We start from the raw sequence: 17,624 nt of genomic DNA on the forward strand, positions 1-17,624 counted from the left end.
CGAGCAAAATCCTCTATTATCTAACCATCGATAAATTATTCTATTTTAAAAGGAATCTTTCTAAAATTTATGGCTTGACCATTTTTTTATACTGTTTGACCTAATAGAAAACCCTAAAAACCAACTTTCATTTTAATATTGAAGTATCAACGTAAAATATTTTAAACAAAAAGAAATGAAACTAACAAAATTTGAAGGAAATCCGATATTAAGTCCACATAAAAATAATGATTGGGAAAATTTAGTCGTATGTAATCCAGGTGTGTATTATGATAATGGTAAATTTTACATGTTATATAGAGCCGCTGGTGATGATGAAGAGCATATCATTCGGTTTGGATTAGCAGTGAGTGATGATGGCTATAAATTTGAAAGAGTTTCAGATAAACCTGTATTAGGCCCAAGTAAAGAAGGACCAGATATGGGTTGTGTTGAAGATGCAAGAATCATTAAGTTTGATGACTATTATTATGTAACGTATGCTTACAGACCTTTTCCTCCAGGACAATATTGGAAATTTGCTCATGATGAAGTTTTAACCAAAGATCATGGAGATCATGCTCCGCATTTCATCAAAAACAATATGGCGAATTCTGCCTTGGCTATGACCAAAGATTTTAAAGATTGGATAAAATTAGGGAGAATTACAGATTCTAATTTAGATGATAGAGATGTGATTTTATTCCCAGAAAAAATCAATGGAAAATATGCCATGTTACATAGACCAAAAGAATGGATTGGCAAAAAGTATGGGGTTGAAAAACCTGCTGTTTGGATTCGTTTTTCTGATGATATGTTAGTTTGGAATGAACCAAGCACCATGATAATTGGAGGAATCAATGGTGGTTGGGAAGAAAAAGTTGGTGGTAGCACACCTCCTTTAAGAACGGATAAAGGTTGGTTGGTATTATATCATGGTGTAGAAAATGGTGGTTTAGGCTATTATAGGGTTGGTTGTGTGATGTTAGATCTTAATGATCCAACAAAAGTAATTGGTAGAACTAAAGATTATATCATGGAGCCAGAATTTGATTATGAAATTGAAGGGTATTATAAGGGGTGCGTTTTTCCAACAGGAAATACGATTGTTGATGATACTTTATACGTTTATTATGGTGGTGCAGATAAATATATTGGATTAGCAACTTGCAACGTACATGAACTTATTGATTTTACAATGAGTGATGAACAAAACCAAAACTAATATTTATGGAAACTACTAATTTTCTAACTGACGGACCAAGTTGGGTTAATGGACTTTCATGGGCAGACGTCATTATTATTGTATTGTATTTTCTATTTATAGTTTACCTAGGGGCAAAATACAGTAAAAGTAAAGATGAAAAATCCTACTTTTTAGCTGGTAGAGGAATTGGTTGGCCTGTAATTGGTTTTTCGCTGTTTGCAGCAAGTATATCGAGTTCAACACTAATTGGTCAAGCAGGTGATGCTTACAGCACAGGAATAGCAGTTTTTAATTATAACTTGATTTCTGTTTTAGTGATGGTTTTCTTTGCTTGGTTTATCTTACCATTTTACATCAAATCAAAAATATTTACAATTCCAGAATTTCTAGAAAAAAGATTTAACTCTGCTTCAAGATATTACTTTTCAGCAATTACCATAATTGTAAATATCTTTTTAGATGCTGCTGGTTCTTTATATGCAGCAGCAATGGTTATGAAAATAATTTTTCCAGAAACATCGATATTGACTTTGTCAATTGTGTTTGCGCTTATAGTCGCTGCTTATACGATTCCAGGAGGTTTATCTGCTGCAATTCGAGTGGATTTAATGCAAGGTATCTTTTTGTTAGTTGGTTCAATTGTGCTTACTTTTTATGCTTCATACAATGGTGGTGCAGATTATGTAAGAGAATTATTTCAAGAGGGGAACATCTTAATGAAACTCGTCAGACCAAATGATGACTCCTCTGTACCTTGGTTAGGTATGGTTTTAGGTATTCCTATTTTAGGATTGTTTTTCTGGGGAAATAATCAACAATTAGTACAGAGAGTATTGACAGCAAAATCTATTGACGAAGGTAGAAAAGGTGTTTTATTAGTTGGTTTTTTAACGATGCTAACTTTATTTTTAATCATTATTCCAGGAGTTATGTCTATTAACTTGTTTCCAGGTTTACCAAAACCAGATATGGTTTACCCAAATCTAATAATGAAACTACTTCCTAACGTTTTGATTGGGTTTATGATGGCTGCAATGGTTGCTGCTTTAACATCTTCGTTAAGTGGTTTATTAAACTCAGTAGCCACACTTTTTACAATGGATTTTTACACAAAAATTGCTCCTGAAAGCACTTCAAAAAATAAAGTTAGAGTTGGTAAAATGGCTTCTATTACTGTATTAGTGATTGCTGTGATGTGGGCACCCCAAATTGGAAAACAATTCGGAACTTTATTAAAGTATTATCAAGAAATGTTATCAATGATGGCTCCACCAATCGTAGCAGCTTTCATATTAGGTATTTTTTGGAAAAGAACTAATGCAACAGGGGCTTTTGTTGGTTTAATGGCAGGTTTACTATTAGGTATTGTAAATATTATATCTACTGTAAAAACAGGAACTTCAATTTTTGGAGACATGCACTTTTTAATTACAGTTCCTTTTTATTTTGTTTGGAGTTGTTTAGTTATGGTTGTAGTGAGTTTAGCTACCAAAAAACCGCCTTTAGAAAAAACAGACCAACTTACGTTCTCTATGAAAGAGTTTAAAGAAGAAACACTTAGTTTAAAAGATAAACCATTTTATACAAGTTATCGATTTTTATCTTATTTATTGATTTCTTTTTGTTTAATAATTTTGGTTGTCTTTTGGTAAAAATAATTAATTATGAAAAATTTAAAATTTTATATTCTATTTCTTTTTTTAACATATTCACTGGTAAATTGTAATCAAAAAAAAGAAGAAAAAAAACCTAATTTTTTATTTGTTTTGGTAGACGATCAACCTTTTGATGCTTTAGAATCAAGTGGTAGGTATCCGTTTTTAAAAACGCCAAACATGCAGCGTTTGCAAAATGAAGGTGTTACTTTTAACAATTATTATGTTACACAATCCATTTGCTCTCCATCTAGAGCAAGTTTTTTAACAGGAACATATCCTCATATTCATGGTGTAAATCAAAATAACAGACATGTAGATCCAGATTGGGAAACCTACAAACCTTACAATTCTCATTTACAAAAAGCTGGATACGAAACTGCACATATTGGAAAAATTCATATGGCGCATTACGAAGGGAAAAAACACATAAGACCAGGTTTTGATTACTGGTATAGCTTTATTGGGCAAGGTGAATATTTTGATCCAAAAGTGAATGATAATGGAAAAGAATATCAAGAAAAAGGATATATGACAGATATTCTTACTGAAAAAGCAGTGAGTTGGTTAACAGAAAAAAGAGACCCTAACAAACCTTTTAGTTTAAATTTATGGCATAAAGCTGTTCATGAAAATCATTCGCCAGCACCAAGACATAAAAATATGTATGCTGATGATAAATTACCAGTTCCACCATATGATATGCATTTAGAAGATTTTAAAGGAAAACCAGAATGGCAAAGAATAAAAGCTTGGGACTCTAAATGGAAAGAATATGTTTCTACAGAAACTATCGAACCAAAACCTTGGCCAATAAAAGGTGATAAGTTTAAAAAATTATTAGAAACTTTGGGTGCTGTTGATGAATCTTTAGGTGAGGTTTTGGCAACGCTAGAAGAAATGGACGAATTAGACAATACTGTAATAATTTATAGTAGTGACAACGGTTATTTTATGGGTGAGCATGGATATTGGGATAAAAGAATTGCTTATGAGAGTTCTATGAAAATTCCGATGTTGATTAGATATCCAGAAAAAATTAAAGCAGGTACTGTAATCAATAAAAATGCTTTAAATATAGATTTAGCTCCAACAATACTTGATTTGGCAGGAGTTTCAACTCCAGAATATATGCAAGGAGATTCAATGGTAAAATTATTTGATAACAACCCAGACGAAAATTGGCGAGAAGCTTTTATGTTTGAATATTATGTAGATGATGCTTATCCTTATGCCGGGCCAAATATGTTAGCTATAAAATCTGAAGATTATAAATTAGTTGATGCATTTTTAGACAGTGATATAGACGAATTGTATAACCTAAAAAATGATCCTGGTGAAATGAATAACCTCATCAATAATCCTGAATATGATGAAGTTGAGCAAAGAATGCGAAAAAAGTTAGAGGATTTAAAAACAAAATACAATTATAATCCAGATAGAGATTGGTGGTTAAGGACTCAAATCCCACAAAAACATTGATATTTTAACTCAGTGACCAAACTCATTGACTTTTTCTTTATTTTAGTATCTTATCAGCCAATCTTATTCATGAAATTTATATCTAAATATTTTTTATTCGGTTTTGTAATTCTAATTTTTGGAACTACCAATTCCTTTACCCAAGAAGTAAAACGATTAAATACTAACGAAGGAATTTTAAGAGGAAGAATAAATAAATTTGAAAAAGACAGTTTAGGTTTTTTGTGGATTGGAACCAGTAAAGGCATCAGTAGATATTCTGGAGTTGAGTTTAGGAAATACGATATTAAAGATGTTTCTAGTCAAGAAAGTTCTTGGATTTCTGATATCCTAAATTTAAATGGTAATTTATTTGTATCCAGCTTTAGTGGCGTTTTGATGCGATATGAATATGATTTTGATCAATTTAAAGAAATCCTATACATAAAAAACAAAAGGCTACTTTCTTTAGCCAAGCTAAATGATAGAAAATTTTTAATTGGCCTTTCTCGTGGTTTCATTATTTATGATATTGAAACTAAACAAGCATCCGAAACTCTATTTCCAGATACATTTATCAACAGAGAATTAATTGTTGACGGTAGTAATGTTTATGTAGCAACTGCAAGAGGGTGCGATCACTATATTTTTAATGATTCAGAAAATACACTTGTTTTAAAAAAGGATTTTTTGAGCTATAGTGATATTATTGATATCGCTATTGATGATGATAAAAAATTATGGATAGGGACAGAAGTTGGTGGACTTTATCTACTTAATGATGATAAAATCAAAAAAGTAGCAATTAAAGAAATCAGTAAAAAAACAAATGCAATTCGTAAAATAGAATTTGATAAAAACAATAATGCTTTAGTTGCAATTGATAGACTTGGCTTATTTGTAATTGATAAAAATCTAAAAGTTCTAAATACCTTTAGTCATGATATAAACAAACCAACAACTATCAGTCAAAATAGTATTTACGAAATTTATGTAGATGAATCAAATGCATACTGGCTAGGTTTAAGAGAAGGTGGTGTAAATGTTATTTATCAAAAAAGTAACGTTTTTAATCATGTTAATCATATTCTTAATAGTAAAGAAAGTATAAGTAATAACACCATAAGATCTATTCATGAAACAGCAAATGGTGATCTTTGGTTTGGTACAGAAAACGGAATTAGTAAACTTTCTAATAACAAATGGACTAATTACAACCAAAAAAAAGAACTCTACAACACTGCAATTTTATCCATCAACGAATACAATAATGAGCTACTTTTAGGGAGTTATGGTCAAGGGGTACTCAAAATAAATCCAAAAACAGGAAGTTTATCTCAACCTGATTTATATCCAAAAGTTCAACTAGATTTTGTTTTTAATATTTCTGTTTTTGATGGCAATCTCTGGGTTTCTGGAATAGATGGACCTTTACATCATTACTATCAAAAGAAATTAGTCAGTCAATATAAAATTGGACTGGCCAGAACAATTATTAAAGGATTTAACAATTTAAATTATGCTGGAGCAACTAATGGTTTTTTTGAAATAAATAAGAGAAATAAAAGTTTGCGAAAAATTAAACCTCATGTTTTTAATAGCGTAAATGAAGTACACTCTTTAGAGTTAGACCCGATAAATAATGCTATTTGGATTGGTAGTACAAATGGAATTTATAAGTTTAATTTAAGTGATGAATCTCTTGAAAATATTGGGCAAACTGCAAATAAAAAAATTGGTACTGTATTTTCTATTAAAAAGGATAATTTAGAAAACTTATACCTTGCCACAATTTCTGGACTTTGGAGATTTGACATTAAGAATAAATTATTTCGCAAATATGACGATCAAGATGGATTGCATATCAATCAATTTGGAGTTGGGGAAGGATCAGAATTTGAAGATGGTCGATTTGCATTTGGTGGCTCTCAAGGAGCAGTAATATTTAATCCTTATAATTTAGAAAAAGACAATCTTATTTCAGATACTTTTATAACAAATTTTGAGGTAAATGGTAAAAAACCAGACAGTCTTACACTCAAAAAAAACATCAATTTTGTAGATGAGGTAACTTTAAATTATGATCAGAATTCTTTTTCTTTTAATTTTCAAACTATCAAATTTCATGGTTCTAAAAGAAATACTTTTAAATATCAACTAAAAGGATATGAAAATGATTTTAAGAGAAGTGGGAATAATAATAAAATTACCTATGCGAATTTAAAGCCAGGGAAATACGAACTTTTTAATTTAGGATATAATGCAGATGGTATAGAAAGCAAAAAACCTTATCAATTAAAAATAATTATCAAAAAACCTTTTTGGCAAACTTGGACAGCGATTTCTCTATACATTTGTTTATTCGTACTATTTCTTTATTTAATATATTTCATATCAAAAGCAAAACATAGAAAAAGAACAGATGAAGATAGAATTAAATTCTTTGTAGAAGTTGCTCACGATATTAGAACTCCAGTTTCGTTAATTCAGTTATTGGTTAAGCAATTAGCAAATCAAAAAGAGGTGAAAAAATCAATAGAATTGATTCAGCGAAATACTGAAAACCTAAACGAATATGTTACCCAACTCTTAGACTTTCAAAAGATTGATAGAAATCAATTAAAATTAGCAGTATCAAGAGTAGATTTGAAGTCGGTTATTACCAATATTACAAGTGATTTTAGTCCGTTACTAGAAAAAAACTCTATTGATATTGAAATTAATATCGATAAAGTTTTTGTTTGGTTTGATAAAGCAAAAATGAGTCGTATTTTTTACAATCTAATTTCAAATGCAATAAAATATAGTAATGAAGGTGGTCAAATAAACATTAATGCGAGCATAAACGAAAAACATTTAAAACTTGCTTTTATAGATGATGGAATTGGAATCCCTGAAAAACAACAAGCTATAATTTTTAAAAGGTTTACCAGAGGAACAAATGTAACCAACAAAGGAATTCCAGGAACAGGAATTGGTTTAATGCTTTCTAAAAAAATTGTTGAATTACATGGTGGAGAAATAACCATAGAAAGTAGAGAAAATATTGGTTCTACATTTACTATTATTTTACCTTTAGGTTCAGAGCACTATCAAAAAGACGAAATAATTAAAGAAAATATTTCCGAAGATAAAGATGCCAAATCTGTAGAAAAATTAATCACTAAAGATAAAATAATCTTATTGGTAGAAGATACTCTAGCTTTAAGAGAAGCTATTAAAACCGAATTAGATGAAGATTATACAGTTATAGAAGCAGCCAATGGTAAAGAAGGATTGTTAATTGCATTATCTAAAAACCCCGATTTAATTATTACAGATGTAATGATGCCAGAAATGAGCGGCAAAGAATTATGTAATCTGCTTAAAACAAATTTTAAAACAAGCCATATACCAGTTATTATGTTAACTGCTTTGGTTAATGAAGAAGATAAATTAAAAGGTTTAAAAATTGGTGCAGATGCTTACATAGAAAAGCCGTTTAATTTAGAAATATTAAAAGCAACAATTAATAATCTTATAAAAAGTAGAGAAAATTTAAGCAATCTTTTAGAAGATAAAAAAGTAGAAAAGCAGCTAACTCCAGACGAGCGATTTTTATCTGAAGTAATAGAAACCATAAAAGAAAATCTTACTTCTAATGATTTTTCAATTGATTCACTTTGTGATAAAATGGGATTGAGTAGATCTAATATGTTTAGAAAACTAAAAGGATTAATTCAAATGTCACCATCAGATTTAATTATAAAAATAAAATTAAGTCATGCAGAAGAAATGATGAAAAGCAAAAAAAAGACACGTATTTCTGATATTGCTTACGAATCTGGTTTTAACGATCCTAAATACTTCAGTACACTCTTTAAAAAACACTACCAACAAACACCTAAAGAGTATATGGAAAAGGTGTAATTTTTATATCATTATTTAAAGTTTCATTTATAATTATGATCAAACTTTAGACGTATATGAATGATAGAAAAACATAGTTGTGATACTCAATCTTTATATTTCATAAAATTTTTATAAATGAATCTATATAAGTTAAATTATATCAAGTATTTCTGGCTAATAATTTTTACTATACAATTTTCTAAAATTTATGCCCAAAAAGAACCTAATTTCATTTTAATACTCACAGATGATCAAGGTTGGTCTCACACTTCACTAAAAATGGATAAAAATAATCCAGCATCTAAAAGTGATTTTCTTCAAACCCCAAACATAGAAAAATTAGGTAAACAAGGAATGCGTTTTAGTAGAGGATATGCTGCATCTCCAGTATGCGCCCCTTCTAGATTTGCCATTCAGTTTGGTAAAACTACTGCAAGAATAAACTATACCTCAATTATTGGCTCTTATAAAAGTGACGTTAATTATCAGCAAAAAACAATAGCTAAATTGCTAAAAAAGGCTAATAAAAATTATTCAACAGCCCATTTTGGGAAATGGCACATGGAGGTTCATCCAAAAGAATTTGGATACGATGTTAGTGATGGCAACACACAAAACATGTATGGCAGTTTTTTTAGTAAACAAAGAAATTTACGTTGGAAAGGGTTTACGCACAAAGACCCAAAACGTATTTTTAGTTTAACCCAAACTGCTACTAAATTTATGGCTGATCAAGTTAAAAAAAACAAGCCATTTTTTATGCAAGTATCTCATTATGCTAATCACGATCATTTAATGGCAAGACCTGAAACGTTAGCAAAATTCAAGAAACAAAAAAGAGGAAAAATTCAAAAAAATGCAATGTATGCAGCAATGACTGCAGATTTAGACGAAGGAATTGGCTTATTATTAAAAAAAGTAAAAGAGCTAGGTATTGAAAACAATACCTACATCATTTTTACTTCAGATAATGGAGGTGTTCCAAGACTTCCACCAAATAGAAATCAATATAAAACAAGCTTAAATTATCCTTTGCAAAGAGGAAAATGGGATTTAACAGAAGGTGGAATTCGAGTGCCTTTTCTTGTGGTTGGACCAGGCATTAAGCAAAATTCTCAAACTAATATTCCAGTTGTAGGTTACGACATATTGCCGACAATTTTAGAACTTTCTGGAAACCCCCAAATCATTCCAAAAAATATAGACGGTACCAGTTTTGCATCGCTTTTAAAAGGCAATGAAACCCAAATAAATTTGGACAGAAAACTTATTTTTCATTATCCACATTACAACCATTTTGGATTGGGAGAGCCTCATTCTGTTATAATTAAAGATAATTATAAATTAATTAAAATGAGAGCTTCAAAAAAAAGTTACCTTTTTGATATTAAAAATGATGTAGCTGAGCAAACGAACTTAAAACAAACACGTATAAAAGTAGCACAACAATTAGAATTGTATTTAGAAAATTACTTAAAAGATGTTGGTGCAGAGAAAATGCAAAACAGTAAAAATTGGCTTAGAGGAGAAGGAGCTGTTTCAGAAAAATTTCCTTTAGATACCACTAAACTGAAACCTAAAGGGGTATTGGATGGTTTTAACACCTATCAAGGAATTATAGATGTAAGCAATAAAGTGGGTATTGCAAACCACAAAGCAAGTGGTTTTTTGTGGGGTATTCATAAAAACGCGCCTCACGATACTCTATTAAAACCGTTACAACCCAAACTTTATAGAGGAAGAATTACAGAAAAAAATGGAAGCCCAGGAATTTCTGCTTTAAAAAGGATGAAAAATCTTGGTGCAGCAATTCAATTGGTGGTGTCTGATGAGTACAATCAAAAGTTTCAGCATAACAAACGAAACCCGAACATAAGTGGATTTTCTTATGGAAAAATTGACAAATGGCCAGGAGATGAGAAAGATTGGTCTTTATGGGAAGATACCATTGAGGAATGCTATCAAAAATTAAAATCAGTAGGATTAGCAAAAGATATTCAATGGGATTTTTGGGAAGAACCCAATCATTTTGGTTGGTTTAGACCTTATTCTCGAAAAATAGAAAATCATCTTGAATTGAATAAAAAAAGATTTTTTGAAACCTATAAAAAAGGAGTTCTTAAGGTAAAAAGCTTATACCCAAATGCCATTATTGTTGGCCCAAGCATTAATAAATTTGACCCAAGTTATCTAAAAGACTTTCTTATATATGCTAAAAAAAATAACGTATTGCCCAATTATTTAGCTTGGCACGAAATCATTGAACAACACTACCCTCAGCAGATACCAATTCACGTAAACAAAATTCGCTTTATTATGAAACAAAATGGTATTACTGAAATTCCGATTCAAATTAACAAATTTGTTTCCGAAAAAAGACAAACTAGTGTTTCTCAGCAAATTTTATACTTATCTAACCTAGAAAAAGCAAAAGTGCATAGTGCAGCCAGAGCTTGTTGGCGCGAAAAAGAAAATAACAATATTTTTAACGGTTGGTCTGCCATGCTTAATGGTTTATTAACAGCCAAAGATTTTAAACCAAGAGCCACTTATTGGCCTTATAGATATTATGGAGCTATGAAAGGAGATTTGGTGTATGTAAAAAATTTGCCACAAAGAATGCTGTTTGATGGTATGGCAAACTTAGACAACCAAGACAAAAAGCTTCGTGTTTTATTGGGTAGAACAGGCAATTTAGGTTTTAAAAAACTAAAAATTAGAGTTAAAAACTTAAACCAAGTTTCTTGGTTAAAAAACAAGAAAAAACTAAAGGTTACTATAAAAAACATTCAAAACAGTAAATGGAATCATTTACCTGAACCAAAAATTACTTTTCAAGAATTCATTACAGTTAACAGTAATTATATTGATATAAAATTGCTGAATTTTATTAAACAAGAAGGTATTTTTATAGAAATTGAGTAAAATCTTATCTTATTAAAAAGAGGTTTTTTCGTTTAACAAGTAGTTAAAAAATTGTAGGATAATAATTTAAGATGGTATTTTAGTAAAGGTTATGCATTTGACTATTATTTAAACCTAGTTGAATGGTAAACAAACCTAGATTTTCGAATTAATTTAAATATTGCTACAAGTTTTAAATATTCAAAAGATGAAAAAAAGAGCACCCATATTTTTTATTGTTTTACTATTTATTTTAGGTGCTGGAATGTATGTTGCTATAAGTGCATTTAATTCTAAAGGTCCAGAAAAAATAGATAGTATATTAGAGGCATATAACTATGCAATAGGCACACAAACAGTTGGCTCTAAATATAAGTTTACAGAGGAGACAATGCTAGTTGAAACGGCTAAGCAAATTAAAAACATGGGTTCTAATTTACTCAAGTTTTCTATGCATCCAAGATATTGTACAGAAAATTATGGCCTCCCAAAAAACGATAAAATAACTTCTTTAACTAAGCTAGCAACTTTAGAACCTTCCGTGAAACATGTGCTAGATATGGATTTTAAATTTTATCATATTTGGGTTTATGGATTCTCTCAATATTCAACAGAACCAGAAGGTAAAAAAGATGATACAGCTCAAATAAAATTTATTAATGGCTACCCAAAAGAATATGAAGAGGCACTTTATAAAGAAATTTATGAGTTTACAGCATATTTATTAAATACCTACAACAATTCAGGAAAAGTATTCTACTTAGGTAATTGGGAAGGTGATTGGCATTTAAGATCTGATTACAAAAGAGATAATCCTGCGAACCTTAAGACATTAGCAGGTATGACAAAATGGGCAAAAGTTAGGCAAAAAGCTATAGATGATGCTAAGAAAAACATTAGTCATGAAAACGTAGAAGTTTACCATTACATAGAAGTAAATTTGGTAAGAAAAGCATTAAACGAACCAGAAGGAAATTTCGTAATTAATCGCATAGTAAATAAAGTAAATCCAGATTACGTGTCATACTCATCTTACGATGCTACAAATCCATTCAAAAATGAGGAGTCACTTAGTAAAAATTTAAAAAAATCTTTGAATTTTATGGAATCGCAATTGTCTCCAAAACAAAATTTACCCCAAGGGAAAAGAGTTTGGATTGGAGAATATGGAAACCCAAGCATTAAGTTTGATGACAAAACGCAAAACCTAAGATCAATTTGGACAATTAAGGCTGCATTAGAATGGGGAACTCCTTTTATTTTGTATTGGGAAATGTACAATAACGAAATTAAAAAAGAAACTCAAGAACAAGTTGGTTATTGGTTGATTGATGATAAAGGTAAAAAGCAACCCATTTGGTATACACATCATAATTTTTATGAAGAAGGAAAGTTGTTTATAAAAAACTACATCAAAGAAAATGGAAAAACACCAGATTTTAATACATTTTCTAAAAATGCAGTCAACTTTAAAAGTTTAAATCCAAATTAAGATGAAAAAAATATTCTTTTTATTATGTATTACAGGTATATCTGTTTTTGGACAAAATGAAAATTTGGCTTCAATGGAAGATTACAACTTTATATTAGGGACTAATAGCTTTCCTACAAAGTATCAGTTTACAAACTATACTAAACTTATTGAACAAGCCAAACAAACCAAAGCTTTAGGTTCAAATATTTTTAAAACTACTATTTCAGAAAAGAAATTAAAAGATTATGGTTATAAACCTAAGGATGTAGATAATATTATGGATGTTTTAGATCTCATTCCAGACTATCAAAAAATCTTTAATATGGATTTTAAATACTTCTTTTTCTGGGTGCATACTGCAACAAAAATAAAATGGAAAAATGGAATCAGTAAACAGCAGGAAAAGAGATTGTACAAAGAAATATTCAACTTTACCTCATTCCTTTTGAAAGAATATAACAATACTGGTAAAACATTTTTTATTGGAAATTGGGAAGGAGATTGGTTGCTTCATGGTGAGGGAAATAAAAAATCTAATCCATCTAAAGAAACTGTTGCAAATATGACAAAGTGGTTACAAATTAGACAACGCGCCATTGCAGATGCTAAAAACAAATCAAAATCAAAAAACGTGAATGTATATTATTACATCGAAGTAAACCTAGCCTTAAAAGGTATGGATGGCGGAACGTGTATTACTAAAGATATTTTACCAAATGTTGATGTTGATTTTGTCTCTTATTCTAGCTACGAATCCAGCAAGAAAAAAGATTACCAAACCAATAAAAAAGTACTTACAAAAGTATTAGACTATATAGAAAGTCAACTAAAACCAAAAAAAGGTCTACCTTTTAAAAGAAGAGTTTTTATTGGAGAATATGGTGGACATGCTTTTGATGACAGACCACAAACACATTTAAGACAATTTGATAATGTTAAAGATATTATGCAAATATCCATTGAAGAAGATTTGCCATTTGCATTACATTGGCAACTATACAATAACGAATATGCTAAAAATGGTAAATCCAAACATATGTCTTTGATAAATGAAGAAGGAAAAAAAAGGCCAATGTATTTCTTGCATCAAAATTATTATATACAACTTAATGATTATTTAAAAAACTACAAACAACAAAACAAAACATATCCCTCGCAGACAGATTTTAAAAACAAAGCGCTTGAAGTTTTGGATATAGTTTATAGTGAAATTAGACCAACTATTTTAGCATCTATTACAGAAAAAAATTAAAATGAGATTTCAAAAAGTTGCATATTTTTTGTCACTATCTTTATTTCTTGTATATAACATAAATTATGCGCAATTAGATTTAGTAAGTAATCAGCAAATAAATTTTACAAACGCAGTTAGTACCGTAAAAAGTGGAAATTGGACAGATACTTCTGTTTGGAGTAATAATCAAGTTCCAGATGCCAATACAGATGTAATTATTTCAGAGAGTCACACTGTTTATGTTGATAAACAAGGATCTTCATCTCAACAAATTGTTGATTTGTGCAATAACTTGAAAATAGAGCAAAATGCTGTTCTACAAATGGGTCATAATAAAGTTAATTTTCAAAAAGATTTAAGAATTAACGGAAGCATATTGTGTAATGGAACTTTTTCTTCTGGTAGAAATCAACCCACTGAAAGTGGAGATGGTATAATCTACGATAACAACAGTCGTGTTTTTTTAAATCTTTCTCAACAAGAAACTTTTATTTCTGGTTCTGGGTTTTTTAACCCAAAATCATTAAGTATTTCTAGCCCTGTTGCAGATAGAAATCTTACAGTAGATATCTATAATTTAATTACAGATGAAAACTTTGCTATTAAGTCTACTAATAGAGTTTCTGTTACTATTACTCATTTTTCATACGTTCGTATAAATAAAATCTTAGGAATTACAGGTAGTGAATATCAATTTAGTTCGCCAACTGCAAAAGCAGATCTAACAATTCATGGTATTGTAGTTACAGACGATGTAAGTTTATTCACCAAAAACACAACAGTTGGGGAATCTTCATCTATTACCATAGAAAATCAAGGAAGTTTATTTACTCAAAAAATTAATAATGAGGTTTTAGATAGAAAATCGGAAGCTGCAGAATTTAATTTAACCATCAACTATGGAGGATTATTTCGACTAGGTAAAAATGTAAAATTCAATAATTTAACCACAAATAATTCTAATTTTAATTTCACTAATAATGGTGAATTAAGAAGACATTTTTCTGTAATAAGAATAACAAAAGCAGAAGTAAGTAACTTAATTGATGCCAACGACCCTAACCAAGGTGCTGACGTTAGCGAAATTGTCGATATTTTTGGGTCTTCACATATTGCTGGCTGGTATAATTTTACAGACAAACCTTATTTATTAGAGGGTTTAGATTTTTATAAAGATTTTGGGGCAACTTCATTAAAGACTTCATTAACAGCACAAAATGGTAACATGGAATCTGCGTATCATTTTAACCAAGATTGGCCAAATTTTCAAAATCTGAAAGAAGTTGCGCAACATCAAAACGTAGATTCACTTTTTAAAAGAAATCACATAAAAAAACATACATTTTGGACCACCACAAAAAACCAATCTTTTTATAAAGAAGGTTTAGACTTTAATCACCAGAATTTTTTAGATCAAGAGCAGCAGTTTTACGACTTAACAAAATACTTGTTAGAAACCTATGGCTCTATGAACAAATCCTTTATATATCAAAATTGGGAAGGAGATTGGATGTTAAGAGGACAAGGTGTTAATTGGGAAGACAATGCAAGTTTAATACCAGATGATATTGAATGGTTAACAGAAGGAATGGCTCGTTTGTTTAGAGCTAGACAAAGGGGTGTTGAACGTGCAAGAAACGAACACACAAATGCAACTGCAAAAGTGTTTCATGCTATTGAATTCAATAAAATGTGGATGCTAAAAAATGGTAATCGAATTACCATGATTGAGAACAATACACCCTCTGTAATAGAAAATGTAATTCCTCATACAAGAATAGACTTGTCTTCTTGGTCTGCTTATGATGGTGATTGGGAAAATACTGATTTCCCTCTAGGTCATGCCATGTGGAGAGGGTTAGAAATTGCAAGATATTTCACCACAGAAACTAAAGAACTAGACTCAAGTTTTCCAGTACAAATTGGAGAATTTGGTATCAACGAAAACCCTCCTTTTAATGGAGATAATACAGAGGCAGTTTTACATGATAAATATGGTAAATTTATAGGTGTAGCATTAGGTCTTGGTATCCCAAATTTTTATTTATGGAATTTATATGGAAATGATAGAAATGGTCCTGATAATTTTACTTGGGAGAAAGATACCCAATACGAACAAGCCTTTTTATATGATTATTTAATAGGAAAGTGGTTAGTTAAACCAGATGGTTCTTGGGGTATTACTGCAAATTTCTTTATGAATCAATGGAATAAGAATAATAAGTTTTTACCAAACAGTGGCTCATGGAATACAGCCTCAAATTGGTCTAAAGGAACAGTTCCAACAAGTCAAGAAAATATTATAATACCAACTGGAAAAACGCTAACAATTTCAGCTATAGAAGCAGACGTAAATGGTGTTAATAATTTTGGAACTATAAATTTAGACGAAACGTCCTATTTAAAAGTACAAGGTGGTCTAATTAATAATGGTAGTATAAACCTTTCATCAAATGCAACTAATAGCGCAGTTTTAATCGTAAATACAACATCTGTGGGTAATGTTAATTATACTAGGGGAGGTTTAGAAGCAAACAAATGGAGTTTGATCAGTTCTCCAATTTATAATCAAAAAGTTAAAGAGTTTGCAGAGGACGCTAACAATGCTATTCGAGTAAAAAAAGATGACAATAATAACGATAAGTATGCAATTGGATATTATGATGATTTACAAGAAGAAGGCCATGAGTGGGTTTATTTTACAAATCAGATAGAAGATTCACAAACCTTTACTACTGGTAGAAGTTATGCCATCTCTAGAGATACTAATGGTTCTGTAACATTTAGAGGTACTATGAATTTAAACGATGTTAGTAAAACAGTTATTGCTGGCTCTTGGAACGCAATAGGTAACCCTTATACTACCTATTACCCAACCAATAAAAACACAAATAACAGCTTTTTAAATGATAATTACAACCTTTTAGATGACAACTTTAAAGCTGTCTATGTATGGGATAACACACAAAATAAATTTGTTGTAGTATCAGAATTAGACGCACAACATACAACATTTACACCAGGTCAAGGTTTTTTTGTTAAAGTTAAAGAAGGTATTACAAGTATGCCTTTTAAAAAAGCCAAGAGAATTAAAAAACCTTTAGAAGGGAATACTACTTTTAATAAAAGCTCACGAAGCAGTGTTATTTTAAAAGCCAACAATGGTACCTATAATGTAACCACAGAAATTAAGTTTTTCGAACAAGCTTCACTAGGTTTTGATGTTGGTTTAGATATAGGTAATTTTAGTAACTCAAGTTTTGATATCTTTTCTTATTTAGCCGACGGCTCTAATAACATTAACTACGCCATTCAATCTTTACCTGAGAATTCTTTAGAATCAATACAAGTCCCTTTAGGGGTATTTGCGAATAATGAAACAATTATATTTTCTGCTCAATTATTAAATATATCAGAAACAGTTCGAGTTTTTTTAGAAGATAAAGAAGCAAAAAAACAAGTGGATATTACAAGTCCAGAAAACTCGTATTCAGTATTTATAGAAGAAGGGAAAAATGTAAGTAAAGAACGGTTTTTTCTACATTTTAAAAATGCTAACACGTTAAGTTCAGAAAATCTTGATACGAGGTTAAATAATAAAATTATATATTTTAACAGACAAGTTAGTATTACTAACTCAAATACTATTGCAAAAATTGAGATATACAATATTGTTGGTCAAAAAATACTATCAAAACAGTTAGAAAGTAATCAAATTTTACATCTCAATAAATCCATATTTAGCGATGGTGTTTACATAATTAAAGCAATTTTGGAAAATAGAATTCTCACCAAAAAAATTATGTTAGAGTAAAACTC

General features: G+C 30.0%; 8 protein-coding genes. All 8 read left to right on the forward strand.

The window, feature by feature from the left end; translation table 11 throughout:
* Positions 1 to 175 precede the first annotated feature (175 nt).
* Positions 176 to 1,204, forward strand: coding sequence for a glycoside hydrolase family 130 protein (locus ACTG3V_RS04230; RefSeq protein ID WP_439130891.1), 1,029 nt, complete (start codon positions 176 to 178; stop codon positions 1,202 to 1,204).
* A gap of 5 nt (positions 1,205 to 1,209) precedes the next feature.
* The gene (locus ACTG3V_RS04235) at positions 1,210 to 2,838 is read left to right on the forward strand and encodes a sodium:solute symporter (RefSeq protein ID WP_439130892.1); all 1,629 of its coding nucleotides are present in this window, start codon (positions 1,210 to 1,212) and stop codon (positions 2,836 to 2,838) included.
* Between the two features lie 12 nt (positions 2,839 to 2,850).
* The gene (locus ACTG3V_RS04240; protein WP_439130893.1) at positions 2,851 to 4,323 is read left to right on the forward strand and encodes a sulfatase family protein; all 1,473 of its coding nucleotides are present in this window, start codon (positions 2,851 to 2,853) and stop codon (positions 4,321 to 4,323) included.
* 69 nt (positions 4,324 to 4,392) lie between these two features.
* On the forward strand, positions 4,393 to 8,211 hold the full coding sequence (locus tag ACTG3V_RS04245; protein ID WP_439130894.1) for an ATP-binding protein: 3,819 nt from the start codon (positions 4,393 to 4,395) through the stop codon (positions 8,209 to 8,211).
* A 117-nt stretch (positions 8,212 to 8,328) separates the two neighbouring features.
* Complete coding sequence (locus ACTG3V_RS04250) at positions 8,329 to 11,118, forward strand: sulfatase-like hydrolase/transferase (protein WP_439130895.1); 2,790 nt, start codon at positions 8,329 to 8,331, stop codon at positions 11,116 to 11,118.
* A 187-nt stretch (positions 11,119 to 11,305) separates the two neighbouring features.
* Positions 11,306 to 12,589 (forward strand): hypothetical protein, encoded by a 1,284-nt coding sequence (locus ACTG3V_RS04255; RefSeq protein ID WP_439130896.1) that lies wholly within the window; start codon positions 11,306 to 11,308, stop codon positions 12,587 to 12,589.
* Between the two features lies 1 nt (position 12,590).
* A complete protein-coding gene (locus ACTG3V_RS04260; protein ID WP_439130897.1) occupies positions 12,591 to 13,823 on the forward strand; it encodes a hypothetical protein in 1,233 nt (410 codons plus the stop codon).
* A gap of 1 nt (position 13,824) precedes the next feature.
* The gene (locus tag ACTG3V_RS04265; protein ID WP_439130898.1) at positions 13,825 to 17,619 is read left to right on the forward strand and encodes a T9SS type A sorting domain-containing protein; all 3,795 of its coding nucleotides are present in this window, start codon (positions 13,825 to 13,827) and stop codon (positions 17,617 to 17,619) included.
* Positions 17,620 to 17,624 lie beyond the last annotated feature (5 nt).

It is taken from the genome of Polaribacter sp. (genome assembly GCF_965660385.1).
Taxonomy (GTDB): Bacteria; Bacteroidota; Bacteroidia; order Flavobacteriales; family Flavobacteriaceae; genus Polaribacter.